Below are 15,836 nucleotides of genomic sequence, written 5' to 3'. Positions count from 1 at the left end.
TTCTCAGCAAGCGGAGGGATCAATCAGAACCTTGCATTGGGTCGTCCGATTGCGCAGAGCCTCAAAGGCATCGGGCATAGCCGCCAGCGATACTGTGTCCGAGATCAGATGCTGCGGCGCATAGGTGCCTGCATCCAAAGCGCGGATCGCCAGTTCGAATTCAGGCATGGTGAAGAACACCGACATCACGATCTCCACCTCTTTCGAGATGGCGCGAAAGCTGTCCATGTGATCGGGCCCGGTGCAAAGACCCAGAACCACCACACGGCCCCGTGGCGCGACCAGCCCGATGCAGTGATCAATCAGGCCCGGCTTTCCGACGCATTCAAAGACGATCTCGGGGGCCGCACCGCAGGCCTCGGTCACGCGGGCCTCAAGATCGGGTCCGGAAATCAGGAACTCGGTCGCGCCCAAATCCATCGCCCGTTCCCGTTGGTGATCGTGCATGTCGACCACCACCACTTTGGCAGCTCCCATGCGCCGCGCCCAAAACGCAACCGCCAGCCCGATAGCCCCTGCCCCGACCACCACCACATTGGCCCCCGGCTGCATCCGCGCCCGCATGATCCCGTGCAGCGCCACGCCCAAGGGCTCGGCCAAGGCGCCATCTACGGCAGAAATCCCCCAAGGCAGCTTGCGGCATTGAAAGACGTCTACGGCGGCGAATTCCGCATATCCTCCACCGATCAGCGAGAAGTTGACGCACCACGCAGGCTCTCCCCTCAGGCAGGACGCACATCTCCCGCAGCCCCGCAACGGGGCGGCAGAGACCTGATCGCCCACCTTCAGGCCGGTCACACCCGCGCCCACGTCGATGACCTCGCCCGAGAATTCATGGCCGATCACCTCGCCCCCTTGGAGGCCGAAGGTCGGGTCTTCGGTCATATGCAGGTCCGATCCGCAAATCCCGCAGCGACAGACTTTCAGCAGCACTTGGCCAGCGGTGGCCTCAGGCGTTTCGACCGTGCCGACCCGCAAAGGTTGGCCCATGGCATCAAAGATGGCCGCTTTCATCGCTTGTCCTCCAGCACCAGTTTCCGTTGCACAGGGAACCAAGGGTGATCCCCCAGCTTTTGCAGCAGCCCCCAGACGCCGCCACGGGCATAGAGCGCGATGATCAGGGTCAGCAGGCCAAGGACAATCAGATAGGCCGAGCCATATTCCCCGAACAAACGATCCGCAAAGAAGTAGATCAGTGCGCCGACGATGGCCCCTTCGATGGCTCCGATGCCGCCAACCATCACGATGAAGATCGACATGCTGGCCCAGAAGGGATCAAAGCCTGCCGCCGGCGTGATCCGCAGCTGCGCCATGTAGTAGATCGCCCCCGCAAAGCCGGTCCCCACCGCCGCGGCGATAAAGATCGCAAAGCGCAAACGGCCCACATTCACTCCTTGGCTGGCCGCCGCAACGGGGTTGTCGCGCATGGCCGTCAGCGCCAAGCCGATGCGTGAGCGTAGCAGCCAGTAGCTGCCCCCGATGGTCGCCACCAGCAGCAGCGCGCATAGGATCACAAAGGCCACTTCGCGTTCGTGTTGGCTGTATTGGGTCATCACCCGCAGGGTCAGACCCGCGCCCGCGTTCAGATAGTCGATGTTGGAGGTGGCCAGTCGCACGGCCTCGGCCACCACCCAGGTGCCGATGGCAAAGTAAGGCCCGTCCAGACGGCGCAGCAGCAGATAGGTTGGCACGGCCAGCACCGCAGGGGCGATCAGCGACAGGATCACCGCCACAAAGGGGTTCACGCCAAAGTTCTGCGCCAGCACGAACAGCATATAGCCTGCGACCCCGATGAAGGCCTGTTGACCGACGCTGACCAGACCCGCGTAGCCTGCCAGCAGATTCCACATCTGGGCAATCGCCAGATAGCAGCTTAGCTCGATCGCCCAACGGATATTCCCCGACGAGGCCCACCACGGCATGGTCACAAGGCCCACCAGCACGATCACGCAAAGGCTCATGGCGATGCGGCTGGATGGAGTGGCCCGTTGGACGCGGGCATGTTGAAACGGTTGTGTCATTGCAAAGCCCTTATTTCTTGCGTGCCATGATGCCCTCGGGGCGCGTTGCCAGCACCGCAAGGAAGACAAGGTGACCAAAGAGAATGCCCAAACCGGGATCGATCCGCAGACCGATGGCCTGCGCCACACCCAGCACCATCGCGCCAAGGAATGCCCCCCAGAGCGAGCCCATCCCGCCGATGATCACTGCCTCGAACGCGTAAATCAGTTGGGCAGAACCGTCAGACGGAGACACCGTGGCCCGCAGCGCCGCAAATACAGCCGCCAGCCCCAGAATGCCCACGGCAATGGCGGTGGCGATGGCGTAGATGCGTTTGGGATCAACGCCGGTCATTGCGGCAGCCTCGGTATCGGCTGCGGCTGCCCGCAGACCCCGCCCGAACCGCGATGTGCGCAGCACCATATCCAGCCCGAAAGTCAGAACGATAGCGCAGATCAGCACCAAGACCGGCAGCACCCCCATATAGATGCCGCCCAGTTCAAAACTGGCGCTGGCAATGCCGGAATTTGGCAGGCTGCGGGTGTCAGCAGACCAGACCTCTAGCATCAGGTTTTGCAGGGCAATCGACAAACCGAATGTTGCGATCAGGGATGGCAGTGGATCAGCCCCCACCACCTTGTTCAGGATGAATTTTTGCAGGACCCACCCCAAGAGCACCGCTATCGGGACGATCACCACAATCAGACCGATATTGCCGAGGGGCAGTACGCCCGCCAGCGTAATCACCGTCAACGACAGCAGGATCATCACATCCCCATGGGCGATGTTCACGATCCGCATGACACCAAACATCAGCGCCATGCCTAGGGCGTACTGTGCGTACATCCCACCCAGCAGGACCCCTTGGATAATTGCATCAAGCCACTGCATGTCACGCTGCTCCGAAATAGGCCGCGGCGATTGCCTCGCGCGAGATGTCATGGGATGCGCCGGCCAGGGTGATCCGCCCTTCCAGCATGCAGTAAAGCCGGTGCGAGGCTTCGCGGGCCAGACTCACGTCCTGCTCGACCAACACGATGGATGTCCCTGCCGCGCTGATCTCTGGCAGCACGGCGTAGATTTCGCGGATGACCTTGGGCGCAAGGCCAAGGCTGATCTCATCGCACAGAAGCACCTTGGGCTGGCACAGCAAAGCGCGGGAAATCGCAACCATCTGCTGCTGCCCGCCGGACAGGTTCTCGATCGGCTGGCGGCGCTTTTCCTTCAGGATCGGGAAAAGCTGGAAAAGACGATCACGGGACCACGGACCTTCGGCCTCGGACATGCGGGCGTTGTCGATCGCCACGCGCATATTTTCCTCAACGGTCATACCGGTGAACAGGCGCCGCCCTTCTGGCACCATCGAGATGCCCTTGCGGACCATCTGGTGTGCTGGCGTGCCGCCCACAGGTGTGCCTTCGAACCGGACCATATCGGGGGCAACGGGCAGAAGGCCGAAGATGGATTTCAGAAAGGTGGATTTCCCAGCACCATTCGCGCCGATCAAAGAGATCACCTCACCCTTGTCCAGATGCAGGTCTATCCCGAAGAGTGCCTGAAAATCCCCGTAGCCGCCCGTCAGGGCATGTGTGGAAAGGATTGGCGTCGTCATGCCTCGATTCCCATGTAAACGCGCTGGACTTCGGGATTTTGCATCACCTCGTCGGGGGCCCCTTCGGCAATCTTCGCACCAAAGTTCAGCACCAGAATGCGGTCTGCCACGGCCATCAGGGCGTGCAGCACATGTTCGATCCAGATGATGGTGACGCCTTGGTCACGAACACGGCGGATCAGGGCCACCAGTTCCGCCCCTTCGGCATCTGTGAGACCGCCCGCGATTTCATCCAGTAGCAGTAGTTTCGGTTTTCCCGCCAAAGCCCGCGCCAGTTCCAGCCGCTTACGGTTCAGCAGCGTCAGGCTACCGGCCGGGGTATTGGCATGGTCCCACAGACCACAATCCCGCAACACCTGCGCACAGTGATCATAGGCCTCAGTTTCGCGCAGATGGGCGCTCATCATCGCAGGGACCAAAAGGTTTTCAAAGGCCGTCATCGCGCCAAAGGGTTGGGGCACCTGATAGGTGCGCCCGATCCCCCGTTGGCACCGCCGGTAGGGCGGCTCGGCCGAGAGGCGAGAGCCGTCCAAAGACAGCTCTCCTCCGTTGGCGGCCAGATCGCCGCTGATCAAGTTGAACAGCGTGGTCTTCCCTGCCCCGTTCGGGCCAAGAATTCCCAGCACTTCGCCTGCCGCCACCGAAAAGCTGACATCGTCCACCACGGTCACGGCGCCGAAACGCTTGGTCAGCCCTTCGGCGACAAGGATTTTACGATCGGGCATAGGGCCTTAGCTCCAGCTGATCGGAGTCATCTGGATTTCGGGCGACAGCACGTCGGGGTTCAGACTGCTGTCCACGATCTTCAGATCGAAGGGCCATTTTTCACCCTTCACCCACTGGCCGCCGAAGATCGGCGTCTTGCAGATATTGGCGTGCGGGCCATCCCCGAAGCGGATGTTTCCGACGATAGTGTCCAGATTGGTGGCCTTCAGCGCATCGCGATTGGCCATGCGGTCCAGCGGGTTCTCCGACCGCTTGAGGGTGTCCAGAACCACCTCCCACAGGGCGTGGGCATACCCTAGCGGCTGGGTCCACTGCTTTCCGGTCTCGGCTTCCCAGATGTCTGCCAGATCGCGACTGGTCTGACCGGTCAGCGAAGATTTGTAGGGGAACGCAGGGGTCCACCACACCTCAGAGGACATGCCTTCACCCAGATCGCCCATCGCCTCGATCCCCGAGGGGAACAGCAGCGCAGCGGCCACGGTCACCACTTTGGGGTGATAGTTCTGCTGGTTGCACTGGGTGATGAAGGTCTTGAGGTCCGCAACATAGGTGATACCGCCGACGATCTCGCAGTTGTTGTTCTTGAACTCTGCGATCTGGGCCGAGAAATCGTTGGTGCGCGGCTCAAACATCGAAGGGGCAAAGGCCTCAAAGCCCGCATCGCGCACGGCGGGGGGCAGACCGTAATCGTTGTTACCCCATGTTTCGCCATCGGCGTTACGAGGGAACAGCATTCCGACCTTGCCGTTGGTCTCGATGGATTTCCACATGCCTGTGAAAGTGCCGAGCACATCCTCCAGCCCCCAGAAGAAATGGTAGGTCCATTCAAAGGGCTGATCCGCACCGCCGCGCGGCATCACAAACGCCTGCCAGGGCGAGTTCGACGAGATGCAGGGCACGCCATACAGTTCGCACTGATCTGCGGTCGGGTTGTTGATGTCCGTGGTCGAGGCAGGCAGCATGATGCGCACCTCGTCATTCAAAATCAGATCGCCCGCGATTTCCGCCGCCTTGTTGGGGTTGGATTGCGCGTCCCGCAGCAGGATTTCGATGTTGTAGGTCTCGCCGCCGATTTCGATCCCGTCTTTGACCAGATCCATGATCTTGTTGGCGGTGTAGTCATCCGTGTCACCGAACAGGGACAGAGGGCCGGTCATGGGGCTGATCACCCCGACCTTGATGGTCTTTGCCGCCGCCCGCACGCCGCGCGGCAGGGCAATGGTGGCCGCAGTGACCGCGCCCAAACCCTTCAGCAGGCTACGGCGGTCCATATTCAGCGGATTGATCGTTAAAGTCATTTCCAATTTCCTCCCGTTAAAACAAGCGCATCTTCGGGCTTCCTCCTTGCCCGTTTGGCAGATGCGCCAACCCGAGGGGCGACACTGCCGCCCCGAACCATTCCTTGAAATCTCAGTCCACTTCCTGCGCGGGGCGCAGGATCAGACCCCCGTCGATCACCAGTTGCGAGCCCGTCACGTAGTCCGACGCACCAGAGGCCAGATACAGCGCCATGGGTTTGATCTCGTCCGTTTCGGCCACACGGCCCAGACAGGACCAGCGGATAAAGGCTTGCCGATCCTCGACATTGGCCATGCGGCCTCCGGCGATGTTGGTGATGAACGGCCCGGGACAGATGGCGTTGACGCGGATTTTGTAGCGTCCCAGTTCCATCGCCAGTTGCCGCACCAGATGGCTGACACCGGCCTTGGCAGGCATGTAGGGCGTACCCACGATGCCATCGGCGTAAAAGGCCGCAATCGACGAGGTCGCGATGATCGAGCCCCCCCGCCCCTGCCGCTTCATATGCCGCGCGCCCAGCTTCATGGTGTAATAGATCGAGGTCAGGTTTACCCCGATCACCTTGTCCCAATGGGCGTCGTCCAGATTGTCGATCTCGCCTTCAGGATTGCGGCGGCCTTCGGGGGTCAGAAACCCCGGTCCGGCGTCCACACCCGCATTGGCAAAGACCACATCGATCCCGCCCTGATGGGCCGCGATCTCGTCAAAGGCGGCGTCCATGCCTGCGCGATCCGTCACGTCACAGACGATGCCATGCACCTTGCCAAAACGGTCCGTGATCTCGGCCACGGTCTTGGCCAACTGGTCCGCATTCACGTCGATCAGGGTTACCTGCGCGCCCTGCTGCGCCATGATCTCGGCGTAGGCGCGGCCCAGACCATAGGCGGCACCGGTGACCACGACTGATTTGCCAGTCACATTGAACATCGTCTCCAACGACATGCGTTTGTCTCCCTGAACCATGGGCCTCACATGAACATGTCTTTGTTGACGGGGATGTTGTTCGCCTCGCAGTAGCTGACGTAATGGTCGATGAACCAGAAGACGTCGGCGGTGAATTCGTAGTTCGCCTCATCGTCAAAGAATTCAATCGCGCCGTTCAGCCAGAACAGGGCCTTCATGCCGTTCGGATCGTCCGAATAAAGCGTATGGGCGGTGCCGGGCAGCTCATAGACAAAGTCACCGGGACGGGCGACCCAATCGTATTCGTAGTACCCCCACGACCCCTCTAAGGTCACGGCCGAGACAACGCCCCGATGGCGGTGCGTTCCGATGCGGCCACCCCCCTTGACCCACAGGATATTCGCGGCCGAGTTCTGGCGGATGTCAAAGGCCAGATGCTTGATCGCTGCGTGCTCGCCGAAGGGCACCCAAGGGTTGTTCTTGTCGTCGCCCGGAATGAAGGCGCCTTCCTTGCCAAAGCGGTGAATCATCGCCTCATGAGGCTCTGGCGGCAGCTTGGTGATCAGTCGCTGTTCAGTCATTTTTCCTCCCTAACCCCCTTAATCAAGGGCACATTCAGCAGATCGGGAGGGCCGTATTTGCGTCAAAATAAAAAATCGTCGCTGCTGTGCGGCAAAGGTGAAAATCGCCAGATTGTCGGTCAATATCAGGGCCAAATTTTTTCCTGACTACACGGGAAACCTTTAAAATCAGGCATGCTCGCTGCGGTGCGGCTTCTTTATTTGGTGAAATGATTTCATGAAATGCGCAATCTGGCCCCATGAAAACACCTGATGACGAAGAACGCCTGCTCCACCGTGGGGGCCGCCCCACTCTGGCGGACCTGATGGACACGCTAAAGTTTAGTCCCGCCAAAGGGGCGATCGAACTGAACGGCGCGCGGATGGTTCTGGCGCGGGCGACCTTTGGCGCGGATCTGCAAGACGAACTGGTCCGCCGTTTTGGCGATCACGAGGCCATGGTTCTGATGATGCGGCTGGGGTACCGGAACGGCCGCGAGGATGCAGAATTCATCCGGCAGGAATGGCCCAATCTGGATGTGGGCGATGCGTTCACCGCAGGCACGCGGCTGCACATGATGACCGGCACCGTGCGGGTCGAGACCCTGCACAACGACTTCGATTTCAAGAACGACCGGTTTTCCGGGGATTTCCTGTGGCACCAATCGGTCGAAGCGACCGAATATTCCCGCCGCCACGGGCGGGCGTTTGCCCCCGTTTGTTGGGCACAGACCGGATACGCGGCGGGGTACGCCAGCGTCTTTTTCCGCAAGCTGGTACTGTACAAAGAGGTCAGCTGCGCGGCCATGGGCGACAAATCCTGCCGCGTAGTGGGGAAAACCGTGGACGGCTGGGGTGAAAATGACCCCTTTGTCCGGATGTTTCTGGACGAGGTTCTATCCACCCGCGCCGAAAGCCCCGCACGGCGCAAGGCCAGCGAACGGCAACAGGACACGATCCAAACCCGCACTCTCGAAGAACTGGTGGTTGCGCCGGTCCGCTCCGATCTGGAGAAAATCGCCCGCGCCCGCCTGAATGCACTGATCACAGGCCCCGAAGGCTCGGGCTGCCGGATCGCCGCCGGATGGCTTCACGCGGCGCGGTTCGCCCCTGGCAAAATCCACCGCGCCCATGCAACCTCGGACCGCTTGCCGGATCTGCTAGAGGACGTGCGCAAGGCGATCTCGGCCACTGGGACCACGGGACACACGCTGATCATCGAAGGCGTCGACGCCCTGCCCGACGATCTGCAACTGACGTTGATCGAGATGATCAAGACCTTTGGCACCGGCCCCACGAACCTACAAGTGATCGGCCTATCCACCAATGGCCTGCGCGACCTGCATCGGGCGGGACCACTACGGGCAGAGCTGCTTTATGCCCTGTCGGTGCTGCCCGTTGCCATGCCCCCACTGGCCGCGCGGAAGGCGGATTTAGCCGATCTGGCGCAGGCCCATCTGGCAAGGATGCGCCCCACCGAAGAGGACCAAGTCTATCACCTGACGCCTGCCGCTTTGGACGTACTAGGCATGGGCAATTGGCCCGACAACCTGCCTGAGCTACGCGCCACATTGATGCGTGCCGCCATCTGCGCGGCGAGCCCGCCCGTGATTGACGCGGGCGACATTACTTTTGCCCGCAGCGCCGCCACGGGCGCAGAGCCGGAACGCGTCACCGCGGATGATATAGACAGCCTATGGCAAACCCTACTGCCCTACTTTGAAGGGGGCCTTGGGATTGACCGGCTGGTGAGCCAGGAGGAAGCCCAAGCCCTGACCCACGCGGCGGGCAACATCTCGGCCGCGGCGCGACTTCTGGGTCTGAGCCGAGCAAAGCTGGACTACCGGCTCAAGCAAGGTGGCAAGGACAGCAACGTCTGATCCGCAAGCCTCACCTTGCGCCCTGTGTCCCAAGGGGGGGCTGGACAGACGCCATAGCACCACTACTCTGCCCTCTGAAACAGGACTGCAAACGGGAAGCCTTCGGATGGAAAAATTCGGCAAAAGCCAATCGGTCACACGGCGCGAGGACCTGCGTTTTCTGACTGGCGAAGGGCGCTATGTGGATGACATCGCCCCAGATGGGGCTTTGCGTGCCGCCTTCCTGCGTAGCCCCGTGGCCCACGGGGTGATCACCGGCCTTGATGTGTCGGATGCCGCCAGCGCCGAGGGGGTGCATTGTGTCCTAACTGCCGCCGATCTGGAGGCAGCGGGCATGAACATCGCCATGCGCGGCATGGTCGCAAAGAACCGCGACGGCAGCCGTGCAGCCGCGCCCATGCGCCCCATGCTGGCCAAGGATCGCCTGCGCTTTGTGGGCGAGCCGGTGGCGATCATCGTCGCCGACACGCTCCAACAAGCTCGTGATGCGGCCGAGTTGATCGCGCTGGACTATGACGAATTGCCCAGTTCTCTGGACTATGCGCCAGGCGGACCGCTGATCCATGTCGAAGCCCCCGACAACCGCGCCTTTGATTGGGCAATGGGCGATGAGACGGCGACCGAGGCCGCCATCAACAGCGCCGCCAAGGTCGTCTCCCTAGAGGTCGATGACAACCGCATCATCGTCAACTCTCTAGAGCCGCGCGGCTGCTTTGCCGAATGGGACGGCCAGCGCATGCACTTTGCCTTTAACGGCCAAGGGGTGTGGGCGATGAAGAAGGACCTGTCCAAAGCCATGAGTCTAGAGCCGGACCAGATCCGCGTCACCAACCCTGATGTGGGCGGCGGCTTTGGCATGAAGGCGATGGGCTATCCCGAATATTTCGCCGTCGCGCAGGCCGCCCGCGCCTTGGGCCGCCCCGTCCGCTGGATGGCCGAGCGGACAGAGTCCATGCTGTCGGACAACGGGGGTCGCGATCTGGTCTCGGTCGCGGATCTGGCCTTTGACGAGAACAACAAGCTGACCGCTTACCGCGTGCGCAGCCGCTGCAACCTAGGGGCCTATAATTCAGAAAACGGGCAGATGATTCAGGCCGCCCTTTTCGCCAAGGTTCTGACTGGCACCTATGATGTGCAAACCGTCTGGCTGCACGTCGAGGGGTATTACACCAACACCGCCCAAGTAGATGCCTATCGCGGCGCAGGCCGCCCCGAGGCAATCTATCTGCTGGAACGCTGTATGGACCGCGCCGCCCGCGAGCTTGGGGTTGATCCATGGGAGCTGCGGCGCATCAACTTTATCGCCCAAGATGCCTTCCCCTACCGCTCGGCCACGGGCGAGACCTATGACGTGGGCGATTTCCACATGGTGCTGGAGAACGCCGCGACAAAGGCAGACCTGCAAGGCTTTGCCGCCCGTAAAGCCGCCAGCGCCGCGGCGGGCAAGCTGCGCGGCATGGGTCTGTGCTATTACATCGAAAGCATCCTAGGCGATCCCTCTGAAAGCGCCAAAGTGGTCTTTAACGACGATGGCACCGCCAGCATCTATGTGGGCACCCAGTCGAACGGCCAAGGGCATGAAACGGTCTACGCCCAGTTCCTCAGCGATCAGACCGGCATCCCCGTTGACAAGATTACCGTTGTTCAAGGGGACAGCGACCTGATCGCCACGGGCGGCGGCACGGGGGGCTCTCGGTCCGTGACCACCCAGAACACCGCCACCTTGGCCACCGCCACCAAGATGATCGAGGCCTTTGGTGGCTATTGGGCCGAGAAAGAGGGCTTTGACCCCGCGGAGGTGCAGTTTGATGATGAACGCTTCCGCAAGGACGGCTCAAATCTTGCGCCCACCATGTTGGAGCTGGCCGAGATGGCCCGCAGCGACGGGCGGGATGATCTGATGGTCCATGAGGCCCGCACCACACTGGACGCCCGCAGCTATCCCAACGGCGCCCATGTGGCCGAGGTCGAAATTGACCCCGACACCGGCGAAACCCGCGTGGATCGCTACACGGTGGTCGATGACTTCGGCAACCTGATCAACCCGCTGCTGGCAGAAGGTCAGGTTCATGGGGGTGTGGTGCAAGGCATCGGTCAGGCCCTGACCGAGCGGGTCGTCTACGACGGCGACGGCCAACTTCTGACCGCCAGCTTTATGGACTATGCCATGCCCCGCGCGGCCGATTGCCCTTGGGTCGGGTTTACCTCTTGCCCCGTTCCCTCGACCGGCAACCCGATGGGTATGAAAGGCTGTGGCGAGGCAGGCACTGTCGGCGCTTTGGCCGCTGTAACCAATGCTGTTCAGGATGCTCTTTGGGAGCGTGGCATCAAACGCGTGGACATGCCGCTGACACCGCTGAAGGTGTGGTCCCTGCTGAACAAGGCCCCGATCGCGGCGGAATAGGAAAGGGCGGCCCTGAGCCGCCCCTTTGCATCACGCGCAGGTCACATCCCGCACCGCGCGGATCAGCCACGGCACATCCCCGTCACCAAGGCGCGCCACGTTGATCCGCCCACCTTGCACAACATGGATACCGTGATCGCGGGTCAGCGCGGTCTCTTGCGCCTCGGTCAGGGGCAGCAGCGAGAACATCCCCACCTGCCCGCCTAAATAGGCCAATTGCCCTGTGCCGTAGGTCTCTTGCTCGACCCTGACGACGGTCTGCCGCATCTGGGCGACACGCAGGCGCATCTGCTCCAACTCGCGCAGCCAGAGCGTTTTCAGTTCCGGATCCGTCAGGATGGTCCGAACCACCGACGGCCCGTGGTCGGGCGCGTGCGAGGCCCCAGACCGCACGATCGCCGTCACCGCCCGCCGGATGCGCTGTTGGTCCGGTGCACGAGTCTTCACGAACAACGCCCCCGCGCGGTCGCGGTAAATGCCGAAGGACTTGGACAGGGTGATGCAGACAATGCATTCGTCAAAGCGCGCTGCGATCTGGCGAGCCATTGCGCAGTCGGCCTCAAAGCTTTGGGCAAAACCCAGATAGGCCAGATCGATCCACGGCACGATGCCCCGCGCCTCTAGCACATCCAGCAGGGCCGCGAATTGCTCGGGCGACATATCTGCGCCTGTGGGGTTGTGACAGACGCCCTGCATCAAAAACACATCACCCGCATTGGCCGCCTGCAATCCATCCAGCATCTGGTCAAAGGTGATCTTGCTCTGGATCGGATCATAGTAAGGCAGCGCTTGGAACCGCGCGCCCGCCGCCGTCAGGATCGGAACGTAATTTCCATAGGTCGGCGATTGCAGCCAGACCGTGGGCTGCTGCGGCATCTGCGCCACGAGGTCAGCCATGACCCGCAGCGCCACCGCCCCGCCCGAGGTCTGCGCCGCCACCCAATCGGTGCCGTAGCTGTTGCCCATGATCGCCTGCCCCAGCACCGCGCAATAGTCGGCGTCCCCGGTCAGCGCGAGGTAAGATTTGGTGGTTTGCTGCTCGACCAGACGCTGCTCGGCCAGCTTGACGGCCTTAAGGACCGGCGTGCGCCCCTGAGCGTCCTGATAAATCCCCACGGTCAGGTTCAGTTTGTCCGCTCTAGGGTCCTGCGCGAAATAGTCCGCCCCGATCATGATCGGATCGACAGGATAATCTTGTACCTTCTCAAACATTCTTCGCCCTTGCCAAATGCATCAGGGCGATCAAGGCAGACGGTGATCATGATGGTCAACCGAAGAAAAGCGGCCAGCCCCGCCTGCATCGCGATTTTTACTGTCACCACGGGGGGCCTTGGACGGGCCTCACAGCCGCCCGAGATCCATCCCCCCCCAAGCAGACAAAACGCCCGAATCGCACCCCAAAATTCAGCAAGATTGCCGGAATGCAGAGGCGTATTTGTAAGAATATATATTGAAAAATCGGTCCAAACCCCTGCTCGCCGCGCCCTTGGTGAAAGTTTTTCTTTACTATCTTCCGAGAGCGGGAATCCACGCGAAATTGAGGCGAAAAAAAGGAACTATCGTAAGATAGTAAATAATCTCAAAAAGTTGTCGCCTGACCTTAGGTCACACTCTTCGCATAAGCCGCCAAAATACCAGCAAAATATTTGCACAAATGGATACATGCAATTTCGTAAATATTAAGTTTCATTTACGAATTAAGCCAGTTTTGTGTAAACACAGGTGTGGCGTTGATAGCCGAAAGTGTGGGCTTACGCCCAAACGCGGCGGTTTTGGACGCAGTTTATTGAGGATCAAAAATATGAAAAAGTTGATGATTGCGTCCGCATCGTTTGCCCTGCTGGCAACCACCGCGCTGGCAAACGACGTAACCTATTCGAGCCAAGGCGGCACCAACACCCTGTTTCTGGAGCTGGACGGCACCGGCAACCGCGTAGGCAACAAAGCACCCGCCAGCGGCACCCGCTACGATGGTCAAGGCACCCAGTATTACAGCAACTACTACAACCCCTACTATTATAACTATTACTACTACAACGATTACACCTACGTGTACTGGAACCAGACCACCACGACCTCGTACCCGACCGACTACAGCGCGGCGAAACAGGTCGGTGACGGCAACGTTGTCCGCGCCAGCCAGACCGGCACCGGCAACGCGCTGGACTTTAGCCAAGGTTCGGACACCCAGTTCACCGAAACCACCCGCCGCCAAGCGTACAACTCGTACCGTTATAGCTACTACAACTACTATTACGGCGGTTATTACTATGGCCGCGACTACAACGCCGAAGCCCGCTACAATGCGCAATACGGCTTTGACCAGACCTATACCCGCGGCGCCTATGCCGAAGCAGTTGGCAACCAGCTGGACGTAGATCAGGCTGGCGCAAACAACGGCGCGACCATCAACCAGCTTGGTGATTACAACGTCGTTGACCTGTACCAGAGCGGCGCAGACAACGCGGCCGACATCATGCAGGGCGGCTCGAACGGGCTGGTCGAAGCGCAGCAGTCCGGCAGCGCCAACGCAATGACCGTGCGGCAGTACAGCAGCAACAACGCCTACCTGTACCAGTACGGCAGCGACAACAACTACGCCATCTATCAGGGTGACGTGAACGGTGGCACCGCAGCGGCCAGCACCTTGACTGTGACCTCGAACGGTGACGGCAACTACGTGAATATCACGCAGGAAGGCCTCTACGGCGGCAACAACATGACTGTGACCCAGAACGGCAACAACAACGATGTCATCTCGGTCCAGTCGGGCAGCAACAGCGGCATCACCCTGACCCAAACCGGCAGCGACAACATGTTCAATGCGGTCCAGACCTCTCAGGGGCGTGACGTTCAGGTCGCCATGTACGGCACAGGCGGCAACATCTTCCTGGTTCAGGAATAAGAACGCCACCTGATCGGACATTGGCTTATCCAAGGATAAGTTGGCCGATTTTGTAGTGAAAACTAGTGTCAGCGGGTGGAGACCACAGTCTCCACCCGTTTTTCGAGGGAAAAGAATGAAACGAGTGATCGTCCCGGCTTTGCTGGTACTTCCTGTTTGTGCGCAGGCATCGGATCTGCGTTTCTCCTATGACCTGCCCGCCTTTGGCGGCAGCGGCATGAACAACAGCTATTACATGACCATGCTCGAGAACCAGAAACAGGTTTTCGAAGAGGAAGAACCCGAACAGACCCAGTTGGAACGCTTTCGCGAAGACCTTGAGCGGCGCTTGCTGACCACTCTGGCCTCGCAGATCACCCAGCAGATCTTTGGCAGTGACGCCGCCCCCGGCGGCAGCTTTGAGATCGGTGATCTGGCGGTGAACTACACCACGGATGCGGACGGGAATGTGATCATCACACTGAATGATGGCAATTCGACCACGGAAATCATCGTGCCGGAGGTGGCCGATGCGTCATAAGACCCAGACCGCGCTTGGGATTGTGGCGTTCTTTCTGGCTGGCTGTAGCGCTGCCTATCACGAAGCAGATCTGACCAAGACGCAAACCGGCGGAGAAGACGTGGCAGTCCAATCGGCCGCCTACACGCCCCTCAAGGACTTTCCCCAGCGTTCACAGCGCACCAGCATCGCGGTCTACGAATTTCCCGACCTGACCGGCGCACTTGCCAAGAACGACAGCTTTTCCGAACTTGGAAAATCCGTCTCGCAAGGGGCGGATGCCTATGTGGTTGCAGCGCTGCGCGAAGTCGGGAACGGCAGCTGGTTCCGTGTGGTCGAACGCCGCTTTCTGGAACCCGTCCTGCAAGAGCGCCGTCTGATCACCGGTCAGGCCACTGAGGACGCACAACGGGCCCACACCCAATCCGAACGCGCTCGCATCAAGACCGAGACCGACGGCATCGAAAAAGACGTCGAAGGCCTGCGCGCCAACATCTATCGGGACTACGGCGTTGATGGCCTGCAAGCCGCCAAAACCAACCTGCCCCCGATCGAGCAGACCTTGGACAATCTGGACCGCTACCGCGCACGCCGGATTTCCGAGATCGGCAAAGAGATCCCCTTCTCGGCCTTTGTCCTTGGCAAGCCGGTTCAGGACATCATACCCGCTGATTATCTGATCACCGGCGCGATCGTGTCTTACGATCATGACGTAATCAACGGCGGCGGCGGCCTGCGACTGGCCAACTTTGGCGTGAAAGAGCGGGTCCGCCGTGACATCATCACCGTGAACCTGCGTCTGGTCGATGTGTCCACGTCGGAGATCATCGCCGAAGAGACCGTGACACAGGCCGTGGAAAGCCGCCTCGTGCAGGGCAACACGATGACGTACGTGACACTGGATCGTATCCTTGAGGCCGAGGCAGGCACCGCGATCAACGAACCTAAATCCTTCGCTTTGGACGCAGCCCTCCGCGTGGCACTTAGCTCTGTATTGCGGCAATGGACGGCAAGCTATCGCGGCTGAGAACGGCTGGCCCCTGCATT

The 15,836-nt window shown here is 60.6% G+C and carries 14 protein-coding genes; 5 read left to right on the top strand and 9 right to left on the bottom strand.

What is annotated here, in order from left to right; genetic code table 11:
- Nucleotides 1-3: 3 nt before the first annotated feature.
- From CLV74_RS07130 to CLV74_RS07095, 8 genes are all read right to left on the bottom strand, one after another.
- A complete protein-coding gene (locus tag CLV74_RS07130) occupies nucleotides 4-1,014 on the bottom strand; it encodes a zinc-dependent alcohol dehydrogenase (RefSeq protein WP_106263550.1) in 1,011 nt (336 codons plus the stop codon).
- Nucleotides 1,011-2,021 carry a branched-chain amino acid ABC transporter permease gene (locus CLV74_RS07125; protein WP_106263549.1) on the bottom strand — a complete coding sequence of 337 codons (1,011 nt, stop codon included), beginning with the start codon at nucleotides 2,019-2,021 and terminating at the stop codon, nucleotides 1,011-1,013. The genes CLV74_RS07130 and CLV74_RS07125 overlap by 4 nt, the downstream gene beginning before the upstream one ends.
- Nucleotides 2,022-2,031: 10 nt before the next feature.
- Nucleotides 2,032-2,892 carry a branched-chain amino acid ABC transporter permease gene (locus tag CLV74_RS07120; RefSeq protein WP_106263548.1) on the bottom strand — a complete coding sequence of 287 codons (861 nt, stop codon included), beginning with the start codon at nucleotides 2,890-2,892 and terminating at the stop codon, nucleotides 2,032-2,034.
- Nucleotide 2,893: 1 nt separating this feature from the next.
- Nucleotides 2,894-3,613 (bottom strand): ABC transporter ATP-binding protein, encoded by a 720-nt coding sequence (locus tag CLV74_RS07115; RefSeq protein WP_106263547.1) that lies wholly within the window; start codon nucleotides 3,611-3,613, stop codon nucleotides 2,894-2,896.
- Nucleotides 3,610-4,338 carry an ABC transporter ATP-binding protein gene (locus CLV74_RS07110; RefSeq protein ID WP_106263546.1) on the bottom strand — a complete coding sequence of 243 codons (729 nt, stop codon included), beginning with the start codon at nucleotides 4,336-4,338 and terminating at the stop codon, nucleotides 3,610-3,612. Before CLV74_RS07110 ends, CLV74_RS07115 begins: the two co-directional genes overlap by 4 nt.
- A 6-nt stretch (nucleotides 4,339-4,344) precedes the next feature.
- The gene (locus CLV74_RS07105) at nucleotides 4,345-5,637 is read right to left on the bottom strand and encodes an ABC transporter substrate-binding protein (protein ID WP_106263545.1); all 1,293 of its coding nucleotides are present in this window, start codon (nucleotides 5,635-5,637) and stop codon (nucleotides 4,345-4,347) included.
- Between the two features lie 112 nt (nucleotides 5,638-5,749).
- Nucleotides 5,750-6,580, bottom strand: coding sequence for an SDR family NAD(P)-dependent oxidoreductase (locus CLV74_RS07100; protein WP_106263832.1), 831 nt, complete (start codon nucleotides 6,578-6,580; stop codon nucleotides 5,750-5,752).
- A gap of 26 nt (nucleotides 6,581-6,606) precedes the next feature.
- Entirely contained in the window at nucleotides 6,607-7,122 is a 516-nt protein-coding gene (locus tag CLV74_RS07095) for a 2,4'-dihydroxyacetophenone dioxygenase family protein (RefSeq protein WP_106263544.1), read from the bottom strand.
- A 239-nt stretch (nucleotides 7,123-7,361) separates the two neighbouring features.
- Between CLV74_RS07095 and CLV74_RS07090 the strand changes: the two genes are divergently transcribed.
- Nucleotides 7,362-8,981 carry a XylR N-terminal domain-containing protein gene (locus CLV74_RS07090; protein WP_106263543.1) on the top strand — a complete coding sequence of 540 codons (1,620 nt, stop codon included), beginning with the start codon at nucleotides 7,362-7,364 and terminating at the stop codon, nucleotides 8,979-8,981.
- Between the two features lie 106 nt (nucleotides 8,982-9,087).
- Nucleotides 9,088-11,385 (top strand): xanthine dehydrogenase family protein molybdopterin-binding subunit, encoded by a 2,298-nt coding sequence (locus tag CLV74_RS07085; protein ID WP_106263542.1) that lies wholly within the window; start codon nucleotides 9,088-9,090, stop codon nucleotides 11,383-11,385.
- 30 nt (nucleotides 11,386-11,415) lie between these two features.
- On the opposite strand, the gene CLV74_RS07080 is transcribed toward CLV74_RS07085, so the two are convergent.
- Nucleotides 11,416-12,597, bottom strand: a complete 1,182-nt coding sequence (locus CLV74_RS07080; protein WP_106263541.1) for an aromatic amino acid transaminase — start codon at nucleotides 12,595-12,597, stop codon at nucleotides 11,416-11,418.
- A 589-nt stretch (nucleotides 12,598-13,186) separates the two neighbouring features.
- Here CLV74_RS07080 and CLV74_RS07075 point away from each other — a divergent pair.
- From CLV74_RS07075 to CLV74_RS07065, 3 genes are all read left to right on the top strand, one after another.
- Nucleotides 13,187-14,290 carry a hypothetical protein gene (locus CLV74_RS07075; protein ID WP_106263540.1) on the top strand — a complete coding sequence of 368 codons (1,104 nt, stop codon included), beginning with the start codon at nucleotides 13,187-13,189 and terminating at the stop codon, nucleotides 14,288-14,290.
- A gap of 115 nt (nucleotides 14,291-14,405) precedes the next feature.
- Nucleotides 14,406-14,810, top strand: a complete 405-nt coding sequence (locus CLV74_RS07070; RefSeq protein ID WP_106263539.1) for a curli assembly protein CsgF — start codon at nucleotides 14,406-14,408, stop codon at nucleotides 14,808-14,810.
- Complete coding sequence (locus CLV74_RS07065) at nucleotides 14,800-15,816, top strand: CsgG/HfaB family protein (RefSeq protein WP_170107999.1); 1,017 nt, start codon at nucleotides 14,800-14,802, stop codon at nucleotides 15,814-15,816. The genes CLV74_RS07070 and CLV74_RS07065 overlap by 11 nt, the downstream gene beginning before the upstream one ends.
- The last annotated feature ends 20 nt before the right edge of the window (nucleotides 15,817-15,836 follow it).

The organism is Donghicola tyrosinivorans, assembly GCF_003003355.1.
Classification (GTDB): domain Bacteria; phylum Pseudomonadota; class Alphaproteobacteria; order Rhodobacterales; family Rhodobacteraceae; genus Donghicola; species Donghicola tyrosinivorans.
The sequence above is the reverse complement of the archived record's forward strand: the minus strand, read 5'-3'. Positions and strand labels throughout refer to the sequence as shown.